The 13,307-nt window shown below is 60.7% G+C and carries 13 protein-coding genes; 7 read left to right on the top strand and 6 right to left on the bottom strand.

Annotation, left to right across the window (positions count from 1 at the left end; all coding sequences use genetic code 11):
- Positions 1-17: 17 nt before the first annotated feature.
- A complete protein-coding gene (gene proQ / locus CKW09_RS10835) occupies positions 18-728 on the bottom strand; it encodes an RNA chaperone ProQ (RefSeq protein WP_061795460.1) in 711 nt (236 codons plus the stop codon).
- Positions 729-823: 95 nt separating this feature from the next.
- Positions 824-1,321, bottom strand: a complete 498-nt coding sequence (locus CKW09_RS10830) for a GAF domain-containing protein (RefSeq protein WP_095097209.1) — start codon at positions 1,319-1,321, stop codon at positions 824-826.
- Between the two features lie 254 nt (positions 1,322-1,575).
- Here CKW09_RS10830 and yebS point away from each other — a divergent pair, with 254 nt between their 5' ends.
- The 4 genes from yebS (at position 1,576) to CKW09_RS10810 (ending at position 7,534) form a co-directional block, all read left to right on the top strand.
- Complete coding sequence (gene yebS / locus CKW09_RS10825; protein WP_061795527.1) at positions 1,576-2,823, top strand: membrane integrity lipid transport subunit YebS; 1,248 nt, start codon at positions 1,576-1,578, stop codon at positions 2,821-2,823.
- Complete coding sequence (locus tag CKW09_RS10820) at positions 2,792-5,422, top strand: PqiB family protein (protein WP_095097206.1); 2,631 nt, start codon at positions 2,792-2,794, stop codon at positions 5,420-5,422. The genes yebS and CKW09_RS10820 overlap by 32 nt, the downstream gene beginning before the upstream one ends.
- Positions 5,423-5,522: 100 nt before the next feature.
- Positions 5,523-6,959 carry a 16S rRNA (cytosine(1407)-C(5))-methyltransferase RsmF gene (gene rsmF / locus CKW09_RS10815; protein ID WP_095097203.1) on the top strand — a complete coding sequence of 479 codons (1,437 nt, stop codon included), beginning with the start codon at positions 5,523-5,525 and terminating at the stop codon, positions 6,957-6,959.
- A gap of 335 nt (positions 6,960-7,294) precedes the next feature.
- A complete protein-coding gene (locus CKW09_RS10810) occupies positions 7,295-7,534 on the top strand; it encodes a DUF1480 family protein (RefSeq protein WP_061795452.1) in 240 nt (79 codons plus the stop codon).
- A gap of 56 nt (positions 7,535-7,590) precedes the next feature.
- Here CKW09_RS10810 and CKW09_RS10805 read toward each other — a convergent pair whose 3' ends face one another.
- Both CKW09_RS10805 and CKW09_RS10800 read right to left on the bottom strand, forming a co-directional pair.
- Complete coding sequence (locus CKW09_RS10805; protein WP_061795451.1) at positions 7,591-8,190, bottom strand: hypothetical protein; 600 nt, start codon at positions 8,188-8,190, stop codon at positions 7,591-7,593.
- A 3-nt stretch (positions 8,191-8,193) separates the two neighbouring features.
- Positions 8,194-8,586, bottom strand: coding sequence for an ASCH domain-containing protein (locus tag CKW09_RS10800; protein ID WP_061795450.1), 393 nt, complete (start codon positions 8,584-8,586; stop codon positions 8,194-8,196).
- Positions 8,587-8,907: 321 nt separating this feature from the next.
- Here CKW09_RS10800 and yniD point away from each other — a divergent pair, with 321 nt between their 5' ends.
- Positions 8,908-9,015 (top strand): small membrane protein YniD, encoded by a 108-nt coding sequence (gene yniD / locus CKW09_RS24870; protein WP_231922139.1) that lies wholly within the window; start codon positions 8,908-8,910, stop codon positions 9,013-9,015.
- Here yniD and CKW09_RS24715 read toward each other — a convergent pair.
- Positions 9,012-9,173, bottom strand: coding sequence for a hypothetical protein (locus tag CKW09_RS24715; protein WP_157079209.1), 162 nt, complete (start codon positions 9,171-9,173; stop codon positions 9,012-9,014). The two genes, yniD and CKW09_RS24715, sit on opposite strands and share 4 nt — an antisense overlap.
- Before the next feature lie 164 nt (positions 9,174-9,337).
- Here CKW09_RS24715 and CKW09_RS10795 point away from each other — a divergent pair, with 164 nt between their 5' ends.
- Positions 9,338-9,547 (top strand): hypothetical protein, encoded by a 210-nt coding sequence (locus CKW09_RS10795; RefSeq protein WP_061795449.1) that lies wholly within the window; start codon positions 9,338-9,340, stop codon positions 9,545-9,547.
- Positions 9,548-9,774: 227 nt separating this feature from the next.
- Here CKW09_RS10795 and CKW09_RS10790 read toward each other — a convergent pair whose 3' ends face one another.
- Positions 9,775-11,118, bottom strand: coding sequence for a 2-hydroxycarboxylate transporter family protein (locus tag CKW09_RS10790; protein WP_095097197.1), 1,344 nt, complete (start codon positions 11,116-11,118; stop codon positions 9,775-9,777).
- A gap of 432 nt (positions 11,119-11,550) precedes the next feature.
- Between CKW09_RS10790 and pckA the strand changes: the two genes are divergently transcribed.
- A complete protein-coding gene (gene pckA / locus CKW09_RS10780; protein WP_095097191.1) occupies positions 11,551-13,170 on the top strand; it encodes a phosphoenolpyruvate carboxykinase (ATP) in 1,620 nt (539 codons plus the stop codon).
- Positions 13,171-13,307 lie beyond the last annotated feature (137 nt).

The following is a 13,307-nucleotide window of genomic DNA, read 5'->3' as shown; positions in this document are numbered from 1 at the left end:
CTTGGTTGGCCTCCGTATCAGAACTGCAAGTGTTCTGCGCGCACAATCATCGCCAGACCGGAAGAGAGCTGCACACGTACGCCATCTTTAGCGATTTCGAGTACGGTTGCATCCATCGCGCTCTTGCCTGCTCTGACTTTGATTTCCTGGCCAATTTGCAGTTTAGAGATATCCGTGACTGGCGCATAACGCGGCTGGCTTTCCTCTTTTGCTGCACGAGGTTGACGAGCTTGCTGTGGGCGAGTTTGTGGGCGCGGTTTGCGGTTCTCCGGCGCGGCTCCGCCTTCGCGACGCGCCGCGGGCTTTTTGCCGGCTGGGCGCGGACGACGCGGCTCGGCGTCGGCGGATCCACCGGCGGCTTCGCGTTTTTTGGCGTTTTGTTCGGCACGCTGTGCCTGAACGCGCGCTTTGGCTTCTTCAAGCTGCTGGCGAGCATGGTCTACATGCTGCTGTTCCAGTTCACCGCACGGGTTGCCGTCCAGGTCGACGCGCTGGGCGCCCACCTTGACGCCGTACAGGTAACGCCAGCTTGAGGTGTACAGGCGCAGGGCAGAACGCAATTGCGTCTTGCTGAGGTTTTCTTCCCCCTGCACGCGCTCTACCAAATCCTGAAAAATACCGATTTTCAGCGGGCGAGCTTCGCCTTCGGCGCTAAAGCAGAGCGGAAAACGCTCGGCAAGAAAAGCAATGACTTCTTTACTAGAGTTCAACTTAGGTTGATTTTCCATGAAATTTCCTGATTACAACGGGTTTGCCAACCAGCGCAGGCATGAACAGGCGTCATTATAATGACGCCATCGGTAAATGCCACGTTAACCGTAGATCAACTTGCCGTTACAGTGACATATTTCGCACTATCACACTGTTCGAGCTGCGCGCAAAGCCCCGCCACCACTGCTTTCAGGCCCAATTCGTCCTCTTCGTCGAAGCGTTGATAAACCGTGCTGTCGATATCGAGAACGCCGATGACCCGGCCGCCGACGAACAGCGGCAGTACGATTTCTGCGTTACTGGCCGCATCGCAGGCGATATGGCCCGGAAACGCATGGACGTCGCCGACCCGCTGCACGCGGTTTTCCGCCACCGCGGTGCCGCACACGCCCTTGCCGACCGGAATGCGCACGCAGGCGATTTTGCCCTGGAACGGCCCCAGCACCAGCTGGTTGCCGTCCATCAGGTAAAAACCGGCCCAGTTCACGTCATCCAACCGCTCGTTGATCAACGCGCTGGCGTTGGACAGCGCGGCGATAAAGTGGGTTTCCCCATCAAGCAGCGCACTCAAATCACGTTTTAATTCCGCGTAGAATTGTTCTTTTGTCATGTGTTAACCATTAAAACAGTGAAGATGGCCAGAAGCCCAAGGCTTAGGCCCTATAAAATAAGCATTAAATGCGTATAGCCACAAGGTTAATCATCTGTTGCTTCACAAAACCCCGCCCGGCAGGGTATGTTTGCCGCTCAGAAACCCTGTTTACCCTGTTTTGCCGCCCGTTGCTTAACCTTATAAGGCACTGGCTGGTTTATTTTTCAGCTACGCTAACAGTTCCGGCGGGCTCAAGGGCAGCTTTTGTCATGATGAAGATACACGCGATCACCGGCCCCCTTTCCAAAGCGCGCCATCAGCGCTGTTGCGAATGCGACCTGCTGTTTGTGCTGCCGCCGCTGAGCGGCAATCAGGCCGCCTACTGCCCGCGCTGCAACGCCAGGGTGGTGCACGGCCGCGACTGGTCGATGACCCGCCTGACCGCCATGGCGATCGCCATGCTGCTGCTGATGCCGTTCGCCTTTGCCGAACCCCTGATCAGCATCCGCCTGCTCGGCACGCGCATCGACGCCAGCCTGCTGGAAGGCATCTGGCAAATGAGCCGCCAGGGCGACCCGCTCACCGCCAGCATGGTGGCGTTCTGCACCATCGGCGCGCCGCTGACCCTGTCGCTGTCGCTGCTGTATCTGCGCGTCGGCCACGCGCTCGGCATGAACCTGCGCCCGGTGCTGCTGATGCTGGAGCGGTTGAAAGAGTGGGTGATGCTCGACATCTATCTGATCGGCATGGCGGTGGCGGCGATCAAAGTGCAGGACTATGCCGACATTCAGCCCGGCAACGCGCTGATCGCCTATCTTTCGCTGACCGTATTGAGCATCCTGACGCTGATCCACGCCAACCTGGAGCAGCTGTGGGAGCGTTACTACCCGCAGGAGCAAGCGGAAGGCCCGCCGGCGGCGCTGCACGTTTGCCTGTCGTGCCACTATACCGGCTACCCGGATGAGCGCGGGCGCTGCCCGCGCTGCCATATTCCGATGTGCCACCGCCAGCCCTACAGCCTACAGAAGGCCTGGGCGGCGCTGATCGCGGCGATGATCCTGCTGATCCCGGCCAACCTGCTGCCGATCTCGATCATCTACGCCAACGGCGCGCGCATGGAGGACACCATCTTCTCAGGCGTGGTATCGTTGGCCACCTCCGGCAACGTGCCGATCGCCGCCATCGTGTTTATCGCCAGCGTGCTGGTGCCTTTCACCAAGGTCATCGTGCTGCTCACCCTGCTGCTGAGCATCCATTTCAAGACCTCGCACAGCCTGAAAACGCGCATTCGCCTGCTGCGGCTGGTGACCTGGATCGGCCGCTGGTCAATGCTCGATCTGTTCGTCATTGCGTTGATGATGTCGCTGGTCAATCGCGACCAGCTGTTGTCTTTTACTATGGGGCCGGCCGCCTTTTATTTTGGTTCGGCGGTCATTTTAACTATTCTTGCCGTCGAGTGGCTGGATAGCCGATTGATTTGGGATGCACATGCAACAGGAAACGCCGACTACACCGACTGAAGCGCGGGTCAAAAACAAGCGCCGCATTTCGCCATTCTGGTTACTGCCGTTTATCGCCCTGCTGATCGCGGGGTGGCTGGTCTATAACAACGTCCAGGAGCGCGGCACCACCGTCACCATCGACTTCCAGTCGGCGGCGGGCATCGTCGCCGGCCGCACCCCGGTGCGTTATCAGGGGGTTGAAGTCGGCACGGTGCAGAAGATCAGCCTGAGCAAAGATCTGCGCAGCATCGTGGTCGAAGCCAGCATCAAGAGCGATCTGGAGGATTCGCTGCGCGACGGCACCCAGTTCTGGCTGGTGACGCCCAAGGCTTCGCTGGCCGGGGTTTCCGGGCTGGATGCGCTGGTCGGCGGCAACTACATCGGCATGATGCCCGGCAGCGGCGAGCCGCAAACCCATTTCACCGCGCTCGATACCCAGCCGAAATACCGGCTGAACACCGGCGAGCTGATGATTCACCTGCACGCCGACGATCTCGGTTCGCTCAACACCGGCTCGTTGGTCTATTACCGCAAGATCCCGGTCGGCAAGGTGTATGACTACACCATCGCCGAAGACAACAAGGGCGTCACCATCGACGTGCTGATCGACCGCCGCTTCGCCAAGCTGGTGAAGGGCAGCAGCCGATTCTGGAACGTTTCCGGCTTCAAGGGCGACTTCAGCCTGTCCGGCGCCTCGGTGCAGATGGAAAGCCTGGCGGCGCTGGTGAACGGCGCCATCGCCTTCGATTCGCCGCCCGACGGCCCACAGGCCAAGGCCGACCAGAGCTACACCCTGTACCCGGATCTGGCCCACAGCCAGCGCGGCGTCAACATCCAGCTGGATCTGCCGAGCGGCAACAACCTGAGCGAAAACCGCACGCCGCTGATGTATCAGGGGCTGCAGGTCGGCACCCTGACCAGGTTGACCCTGCAGCAGGACAGCAAGGTCACCGGCGAGCTGACCATCGATCCGTCGGTGGTCGATCTGATGCGCAGCGGCACCCGCATCGTGATGCGCAGCCCGCGCATCAGCCTCAGCGACGCCAAGCTGAGCCAGCTGCTGACCGGCACCACGCTGGAGCTGGTGCCGGGCGACGGCGAACCGCAGCAGCACTTCAACGTGCTGGACAGCAACGAGACCCTGCTGCAGCAGCCGGGCGTGCTGACGGTAACGCTGAACGCGCCGCAAAGCTACGGCATCGACGTCGGCCAGCCGCTGATCGTGCACGGCGTCAAGGTCGGGCAAATCATGAGCCGCACCCTGACCGGCAGCGGCGTGGTGTTCACCGCGGCGGTAGACGCCCAGTATCGCGGCCTGCTGCACAAGGACAGCAAGTTCGTGGTCAACAGCCGCGTCGACGTCAAGCTGGGGCTGGACGGCATGGAAGTGCTCGGCGCCAGCGCCCAGGAGTGGATCGACGGCGGCGTGCGCATCATACCCGGCGGCAAAGGGGAACCGGGCGGCCAATACCCGCTGTACGCCAACGCCGAGAAGGCCGAAGCCGGCATCGTCGGCAATAATCCGACTCCTACCCTGACGCTGAGCGCCGTCAGCCTGCCGGATGTGCAGGCCGGCTCGGTGGTGCTGTACCGCAAATTCCAGGTGGGTGAAATCGTCAACGTTCGCCCGAAGGCCAACGAATTTGAGGTGGACGTTTACATCAGCCCGGAATACCGCAAGCTGCTGACCCGCGAAAGCATCTTCTGGGCCGAAGGCGGCGCCAAGGTGCAGCTGAACGGCAGCGGCCTGACGGTGCAGGCTTCGCCGCTCAACCGCGCGCTGAAGGGCGCCATCAGCTTCGATAACCTGCAGGGCGTGACGCTGAACAAGGGCGCCAACCGGGTGCTGTACGCCAATGAAACCGCCGCCCGCGCGGTGGGCAGCCAGATCACCCTGAAAACCTACGACGCCAGCAAGCTGTCGGCGGGCATGCCGCTGCGCTACCTCGGCATCGACATCGGCCAGGTGGAATCGCTGCAGCTGGCGCCGGAGCGCAACGAAGTGTTGGCCAAGGCGGTGCTGTATCCGGAGTACGTGCAGACCTTTGCGCGCTACGGCGCCCGTTTCTCGATCGTCTCGCCGGAGATCTCCGCCGCCGGGGTCAGCAACCTCGACACCCTGCTGCAGCCTTATATTAACGTGGAGCCGGGCCGCGGCCGCGAACTGCGCACCTTCGAGCTGCAGGAAGCCAGCATTACCGATTCGCGCTACCTCGACGGCCTGAGCGTGATCCTCGACGCCGCCGAAACCGGTTCGCTGCAGATCGGTACGCCGGTGCTGTTCCGCGGCGTGGAAGTCGGCACCATCACCGGTTTCTACCTGGGCGCCATGTCCGACCGGGTGCACGTCGCGCTGCGCATCAGCAAGAAATACCAGCACCTGGTGCGCAACAACAGCGTGTTCTGGCTGGCTTCCGGCTATAACCTGCAGTTCGGCCTGACCGGCGGCGTGATCAAGAGCGGCACCTTCCAGCAGTTCATTCGCGGCGGCATCGCCTTCGCTACGCCGCCGACCATGCCGCTGGCGCCGAAGGCCGCGCCGAACAAGCATTTCCTGCTGAATCCGGAGGAGCCGAAAGACTGGAAAGAATGGGGCACCGCCATTCCGCGCGATTAATCCTCACTCCGCCTCGGGGGCCCGGCATGCAGGGCCCCCGTCGTTTCCGCTTTGTGGTAAACTCCCGCCCTTGTCATTATTGCTGCCTGAGAATTCACCCGTGGCCAAATCCACCGCCGTTTTTTTGCCCCCCGCGTTCCTCGACGCGACCCGCGCCATCATGCCCGCCGCGCTGTCGATGGACGACTTTATCGCCGCCTGCCAGCGCCCGCTGCGCCGCAGCCTGCGGGTCAACACCCTGAAAATCAGCGTCGCCGACTTTTTGACGCTGGTGCGGGATTATGACTGGCGGCTGGAGCCCATCCCCTGGTGCGCGGAAGGTTTCTGGATCGAACGCGAGGATGAAGAACTGCGGCTGGGCAGCGCCGCCGAGCACCTGAGCGGCCTGTTTTACATTCAGGAAGCCAGCTCGATGCTGCCGGTCAGCGCGCTGTTCGCCGATCGCCAAACGCCGCGGCGGGTGCTGGACGTAGCGGCGGCGCCGGGATCCAAAACCACCCAGATCGCCGCGCTGATGAACAACCAGGGCGGCATCGTCGCCAACGAATACTCCGCCAGCCGGGTGAAGGTGCTGCACGCCAACGTCAGCCGCTGCGGGGTGAAAAACGTCGCGCTGACCCATTTTGACGGCCGGGTGTTCGGCGCCGCGCTGCCGGAAAGCTTCGACGCCATTCTGCTGGACGCCCCCTGCTCCGGCGAAGGCGTGGTGCGCAAGGATCCGGACGCCATGAGCAACTGGTCGCCGGAAAGCGTCGCCGCCATCGCCGAAACCCAGCGCGAGCTGATCGACAGCGCTTTCCATGCGCTGGCGCCGGGCGGCGTGATGGTCTACTCCACCTGCACCCTCAACGCGCAGGAAAATCAGCAGGTGGTCGCCTGGCTGCTGGCGACCTACGGCGATGCGGTGAGCGTCGAACCCCTGGGCGAGCTGTTCCCCGGCGCGCAGCAGGCGCTGACCGCCGAAGGGTTCCTGCACGTGTTCCCGCAGATCTACGACAGCGAAGGCTTCTTTGTGGCGCGCTTGCGCAAGAATCATGGCGTCGCGCCGCTGCCCAAGCCGAGCTACAAGCTGGGTAAATTCCCGTTCCGCCCGCTTTCCGGCCAAGACGCGGCCGAGGTTGCCAGGGCCGCGGCGGCCTCGGGATTGGCCTGGGACGAGAGCGGCCGGCTGTGGGCGCGCGACAAAGAAATCTGGCTGTTTCCGGCAGAGCTGGAGCCGCTGGTCAGCAAAGTGCGTTTTTCACGTATCGGCCTGAAGCTGGCCGAACGCTTCCCGAAGGGCTTCCGCTGGCAGCATGAGGCGGCGATCGCGCTGGCGGTCGCCGACGGCAAGCCGCGGTTTGAGCTGGACGCCGCGCTGGCGCAAGAGTGGTATCACGGCCGCGATCTGTACCCGGAGCAGCCGCCGGAGAGCGATGAATGCATCGTCACCTATCAGCAGCAGCCGTTGGGCATCGCCAAGCGCATCGGCAGGCGGATTAAAAACAACCTGCCGCGTGAGCTGGTGCGCGACGGCGCGCTGGATTTTCATCTGTAACGACGCCGAGGCATAAAGGGAGCTGGCTTCGGCGATGCTCCCGCACCCCATGCCCCCTTTAATATCATTGATGTAAACTCGAACCTCTGCATCCTGTTATCGCGATATCAGGATGCATCTCGGCCGAATAGCCAACGCTGTCGCAGTGAAAACATGCCGCACAAGGTAGTCCTCACCATTTTATAGCGGAATACTGAGCGCCGCCGCGAGTCGCGGCCTGCAATTGTTGCCGGACTGTATTTTTTATGTGGCATTTTTTGCTCGTTTGGTTATGCTCATACGGACGACCGCTAACTGGTCTTACCTCCTACCACCTAGCAGAGCAAGGAGTTCCCATGGGCAAAACCGTCGTAAAAATAGGCAGTTTCGAGGTCGATGACGCACATCTGAGCGCGTCTTCCGAGCGGGCCAGCACCCTGACCATTCCGTGCAAATCGGATCCCGACCTGTGCATGCAGCTGGACGGTTGGGATGAGCACACCAGCATTCCGGCCACGCTCGACGGCAAGCAGTCGCTGCTGTACAAACAGCATTATGACCGGCAGGCGGACGCCTGGGTGATGCGGCTGGAATGATCCTCTATCGATATCCAGCATGACGCGCCGTTTTTTTGCCGAAAACAGCGCGTTTTTTATGCGATGGCGATGCCGCGGCCGGCGAAAAAGCGGCCAAAGCGTTCCAACGACAGCTTCACCTGCTGACGCGTCGCCGGGCTGTCGCCCGAGGGGTTGTGAAACGTGACGCCGTGCGGCTCTGCGGCGGTAACCAGCACCAGATGCCCGCCGCGCTGCGGCGGCGGCGTCTCCGGCCGGCGAATGGCCGGATGCACCGAGGCGATGAAATAGCGGCAACGATCCAACAGCGCCGGTAGCTCCCCGCTCTCCAGGCCGACCTTCACCTCGGCCTGCAGCGCAAACTGTTCGCGCACGTAGTCGACGAACGGGGCGTAGATCAATCCCTTGATCCGTTCCCCTTCGCGCAGGTAAGCGCCATACGGCAGGCTGCGGCGCGCCAGCTCCAACAGCGGCGGCGCTTCGCCGTCGCGGTGGCTCAGCACCATTTTCAAACAGGCCATGCCGCACACGTGATTAGCCCATTCGATGTATTCCGCCCTGTCGCGGGCGCCGCTGCGCGCCCAGTTGGCATCGTCCGCCAGGGTCGCGCGGCCGGCGATCAGATCGGCGGCCAGCTCGGGCGTCGCCCACTGGCAGACATAGGGAACGGCGCGCATGATTTAAAAGGTGTCGACCACTTTGAAATTCATCAGCACCAGCGTCATGTCCGGCGAGAACAGATCGTATTCCTCAAAGAAGCGCTGCAGCTCTTTGCGCCAGTGCGCCAGCGAGCGGTCGCCTTCGCCTTCGGCATAGGCGTGCGCTTCATCCACCTGATCGTAGGTTTTCATCTCCACGGCGGTCAGCTCTACCGCGCAGACCGGATCGCCCTTGCCATTGACCACCAGGAACACGTCGCCGGCCAGCGGGATGCCTTCCCCGTCGAGGTTGGAACAGGTCGCCGTTTTGGTGCCGTTGAGGATCAGCTGCACCACGTCGTCGGCCTGCTGTTCGGTGTCGCCGAATGCCCAACGCTCGGTGTGTTCGTATTTCTGCGGAATTGCCGTCGCCATTGCTTTACCTTATTGAGAGAGTCATCACTGCAAACAGAATAGTACAACGTATCCATGGCCGTCTGCACCTGTCGCCGCAACGCCCGCGCACTCTATTCCCACAGCCTTTACGGGTTTTTACGGTAAAGCGCTGGGCCTCGCTCGGCGCAGCAGGCATACTGGAGCTAATATTCACTCCATGACGCAAAGTCAGGCGGTAAAATGAAGCAAGACGACAAAGACCCCGATGACACCTTCAGCGATTTATTGAAAGTCATTGCGCTGGTAGCGGTGGTGGCCATCGTGGCGATTGGCGGCTGGTATTTCAGCTAAGAGGTAGGCATGGCAACCAAAAGAATGCGCACCAAACATTGGAAAATGTTCCTGATCCTGCTGCTGATCTGCCTGGCCTTGCTGCTGCTGCGCTGGGCGGCGATGGCGTTCGGTTAACGCTGATTCGGCCGCCGGCTTTCCGGCTCCAGCAGTTCGCGCAGATAGGCGATGCGCGCCTCCCCCTGCGGCAGCCACAGCCGGCACAGCCGATTCTGCACTTCGGCCTTGCGGCTCAGACGGTAATAGTCCGCCAGTTGATCGACCAGTTTCATCATTCGCCCTCCTGATATTTGACACCACAAGTATTGAGCGTAAAAACCAGAAGAAATACTGATGGCTTGTTTTTTATTCTTCCGGTTTTAGCGACGGCGGCCGCTGCGGTGGCGAAGCATCGGCTCAGCTGCTACATTGACCAAAAATCACCCAGCCGAGGTAAACGATGATGTTCTCGGAGCAGGAGATAAAGCCCGTATGGGATGAAGTCGCCCGGCTGATTGGCGACGGCGTGATGCAGCTGCGTCACCGCGGCGAGGTTTTATCGGTAGAAACGCTGGCCAAACATCTGGCGCAGCAGCTGGCGGACAGCAACGATATCGAACGCCGCATACTGATCGGCGCGGCCATCAATATGCTGAAAGATGGAAAGTGAATCGCCAACCGAAATGGTTGGCGATCCGGCAGAAGCCCGAGGTATGCAAGCCCGGCCTTCTGCGCGCTACTATGTCAGGCTAATATGACGGAATTAATAGGAATTGTCGGGTTTTAGCCCAAAAAGCACGATTTCCATTGCCTGCGGCCGTCATATACCGCGGATCCGCCGACAAAAATAAAAAAACCGGGGCAATCCCCCCCGGTGAGCCGTAACAAGAATCGGACTCAGACTAACCAACCGAGCAGCAGCGTGGCGCCGATCACCGTGGATGCGCCGCCGATGCGCGTGGCGATTTGCGCGAAGGGCATCAACCCCATGCGGTTGGACGCCGACAGGATCGCCACGTCGCCGGTGCCGCCCAGGCCGCTGTGGCAGCAGGTGACGATCGCCGCCTCGACCGGGAACATTTTGAGATAGGGCGCGATCAGGAAGCTCACCAGCCCCATCGACAGCACCACGGAACCGCACACCACCACATAGCCCACCGAGAAGACCGCCACCACGCTTTCCAGCGGCACGTACAGCATGCCCAGGCCAATCATCAACGGCCATACCAGCGCGGTGGAAACGAACTTGTAGAAGCTGTGCGCGCCGGTCTCCATCGAGGCCGGGATCACCCGGCAGTACTTGCACAGCACCGCAAACAGGATCATCAGCACCGGGCCGGGAATATGCAGGATATGCTCGAACAGGCCACCGACGATAAAGAAGGCGCAAATCACCAGCAGCCCGCCGCCCATCAGCTGGAAGTCGACGTGGCCGCCGCTTTCCTTGATGGCGAACACCGCGTTTTCCTGGGCGGAGCGAATCAGCATGCCGTCGCCGCTCAGCGCCTTGCGCTGCATGCCGATGCGTGCCAGCACGCCGGCGGTGACGATGGCGAAGATATTGCCCAGCACCGCCGCCGGCGCCAGCTGCGCGACATACACATCCGGCGCGGAGCCCAGAATGGCGGAGTAAGCCAGCGACAGCGGCAAAATGCCCTCGCCGATGCCGCCGCCGATGATCGGCACGATGATGAAGAAGAAGGTGTGATAGAAGCTGAAACCAAACAGTTTGCCCACCAGCAGGCCAGTGGCCACCGCCGTCACCGTGCCCACCACCAGCGGCACGAACATGCGCACCATGCCCTGGATCAGGATCACCCGGTTCATGCCGAGGATGCTGCCGACCACCAGGCTGGCGATGACGAAATACAGCAGGTTGGCGTCTTTCATCAGCAGATGGACGGTGCTCATCACGTTCGGCTGAAAGACGTTGAAATACACCAGCACCGACGGCACCATCAGGCAAAGGATCGCCGGGCCGCCGATATCGCGCAGCAGCGGAATACTTTTACCCAGCTGCGCCAGCGCAAAGCCCAGCGTCATTATCACCGCCAGTCCGCCGATCATATTCTTCGGCAGGAAGTTGGCGTAAGCCGAAACGGAGACAATCGCGCAAATAGTGACAAACAGCGCTATCGGCACTGCGCCGATATCTATATGACGAATTTGGTTAATTATTCCTGATGTATCAGGCGCCGCGGTATTTTTCTCGCAGGCCATTTCTGCATTTATCTGTTTCATTATTCACCCTGCTGACAAGTGTTCGGTGCGGGACGGCTCGCCTAACGGCATATGAATGACGTTACCAAGCAAAAACAATCGATTACGAAAAATCCTATTGTGGAAGCCGTTTTTTCTAATTGGGAATAAAACGCTAGACAGCACTGACGATATGATAAAAAATAAAAATGACGAACTAAATTACGCCGCCGGCATTCAATATTGTGAGCCTAAGCTAATGTTAGTTTTAATTAATTATCGTCAGCATTTTGTAATTAAAGTAAGCAGGTTTAAATTCGCTGCTATGCTATAGGGGGACGTCAGAGCCTCCCGTTTTATTAATGAGAACCGGAAACGCAATTAGCTGAATCCGGTCAGCTGTACCCGAACCTTAATCCTGCGCGCGGCACCGCTCAGCTTTAAGGCATAATATGACTAATAAGGAAGTAGAATATGTCTTCACGCGCTGTTACCCCACAAACCCTTGCCCGCTACGGCATTTCCCAGGCCGCCGAAATCGTCCATAACCCCAGCTACGAGCAGCTGTTCGCCGAAGAAACCCGCGCCGATCTGCCGCCGCTGGAACGCGGTACGCTGACCGCGCTCGGTGCGGTCAACGTCGACACCGGCGAATTTACCGGCCGCTCGCCGAAGGACAAGTACATCGTCCGCGACGACACCACCCGCGACACCGTGTGGTGGTCCGATAACGGCACCGGCAAAAACGACAACCAGCCGCTGTCGCCGGAAGTCTGGCAACATCTCAAGACGCTGGTGGGCAATCAGCTTTCCGGCAAACGCCTGTTCGTGGTCGATGCCTTCTGCGGCGCCAACGCCGACACCCGCCTGAAGGTGCGCTTCATCACCGAGGTGGCCTGGCAGGCGCACTTCGTGAAAAACATGTTTATCCGCCCGACCGACGCCGAACTGGCCGATTTCGAGCCGGATTTCGTGGTGATGAACGGCGCCAAGTGCACCAACCCGGACTGGCAGCGGCAGGGCCTGCACTCCGAGAACTTCGTCGCCTTCAACCTGACCGAGCGCATCCAGCTGATCGGCGGCACCTGGTACGGCGGCGAAATGAAGAAAGGCCTGTTCTCCATCATGAACTACCTGCTGCCGCTGCAGGGCATCGCTTCGATGCACTGCTCGGCCAACGTCGGCGAGCAGGGTGACGTGGCGGTGTTCTTCGGCCTGTCCGGCACCGGCAAAACCACCCTGTCCACCGATCCGAAACGCCAGCTGATCGGCGACGACGAACACGGCTGGGACGACGACGGCGTATTCAACTTCGAAGGCGGCTGCTACGCCAAAACCATCAAGCTGTCGCCGCAGGCGGAACCGGAGATCTACCAGGCCATCCGTCGCGACGCATTGCTGGAAAACGTCACCGTGCTCGCCGACGGCAGCATCGACTTCGACGACGCCAGCAAAACCGAAAACACCCGCGTGTCCTATCCGATCAACCATATCGACAACATCGTCAAACCGGTGTCGAAAGCCGGCCATGCGCGCAAGATAATCTTCCTCACCGCCGACGCCTTCGGCGTGCTGCCGCCGGTATCGCGCCTGACGCCGGAACAGACCCAATACCACTTCCTGTCCGGCTTCACCGCCAAACTGGCGGGCACCGAACGCGGCATCACCGCGCCGACGCCAACCTTCTCCGCCTGCTTCGGCGCGGCGTTCCTCACGCTGCACCCGACGCAGTACGCCGAAGTGCTGGTGAAACGCATGGAAGCCGCCGGCGCGCAGGCTTACCTGGTGAACACCGGCTGGAACGGCAGCGGCAAACGCATCTCGATCAAGGATACCCGCGGCATCATCGACGCCATCCTGAGCGGGGAAATCGAAAACGCCGATACCTTTGCCCTGCCGATCTTCGGCCTGGAAGTGCCGACCGCGCTGCCGGGCGTCGATCCGTCGATTCTCGACCCGCGCAAGACCTACGCCGACGAGTCGCTGTGGCAGGAAAAGGCGCAGGATCTGGCGCAGCGCTTTATCGACAACTTCGCCAAATACACCGTCACCCCGGCGGGCGAAAAGCTGGTCGGCGCCGGCCCCACGCGGTAAAACCTTCCCCCGTTTCATCCGGGCGCCTGATGGCGCCCTTTTTTATTTCCGCCTACCGTAAATAAACAAAACTCATACCTCGTTAATCATTTTCCGGCAGACACTCGCCGCCACAGTCCCTAAGTTGGTAGCTGAGC

Source organism: Serratia ficaria (assembly GCF_900187015.1).
Taxonomy (GTDB): Bacteria; Pseudomonadota; Gammaproteobacteria; order Enterobacterales; family Enterobacteriaceae; genus Serratia; species Serratia ficaria.
Note: the sequence above shows the minus strand (reverse complement) of the source record. Positions and strands in the feature narration are given on the sequence as shown.

Bases quoted from the DNA above. Each gene is read 5' to 3' on its own strand.
- CKW09_RS10805 (WP_061795451.1), bottom strand. From the start codon at position 8,190: ATGCGCGCCGTTCCCTATGTCTGCCAGTGGGCGACGCCCGAGCTGGCC.
- CKW09_RS10830 (WP_095097209.1), bottom strand. From the start codon at position 1,321: ATGACAAAAGAACAATTCTACGCGGAATTAAAACGTGATTTGAGTGCG.
- CKW09_RS10800 (WP_061795450.1), bottom strand. From the start codon at position 8,586: ATGGCGACGGCAATTCCGCAGAAATACGAACACACCGAGCGTTGGGCA.
- yniD (WP_231922139.1), top strand. From the start codon at position 8,908: ATGGCAACCAAAAGAATGCGCACCAAACATTGGAAAATGTTCCTGATC.
- pckA (WP_095097191.1), top strand. From the start codon at position 11,551: ATGTCTTCACGCGCTGTTACCCCACAAACCCTTGCCCGCTACGGCATT.
- proQ (WP_061795460.1), bottom strand. From the start codon at position 728: ATGGAAAATCAACCTAAGTTGAACTCTAGTAAAGAAGTCATTGCTTTT.
- CKW09_RS10795 (WP_061795449.1), top strand. From the start codon at position 9,338: ATGATGTTCTCGGAGCAGGAGATAAAGCCCGTATGGGATGAAGTCGCC.
- CKW09_RS10810 (WP_061795452.1), top strand. From the start codon at position 7,295: ATGGGCAAAACCGTCGTAAAAATAGGCAGTTTCGAGGTCGATGACGCA.
- CKW09_RS10820 (WP_095097206.1), top strand. From the start codon at position 2,792: ATGCAACAGGAAACGCCGACTACACCGACTGAAGCGCGGGTCAAAAAC.
- CKW09_RS10790 (WP_095097197.1), bottom strand. From the start codon at position 11,118: ATGAAACAGATAAATGCAGAAATGGCCTGCGAGAAAAATACCGCGGCG.
- CKW09_RS24715 (WP_157079209.1), bottom strand. From the start codon at position 9,173: ATGATGAAACTGGTCGATCAACTGGCGGACTATTACCGTCTGAGCCGC.
- yebS (WP_061795527.1), top strand. From the start codon at position 1,576: ATGAAGATACACGCGATCACCGGCCCCCTTTCCAAAGCGCGCCATCAG.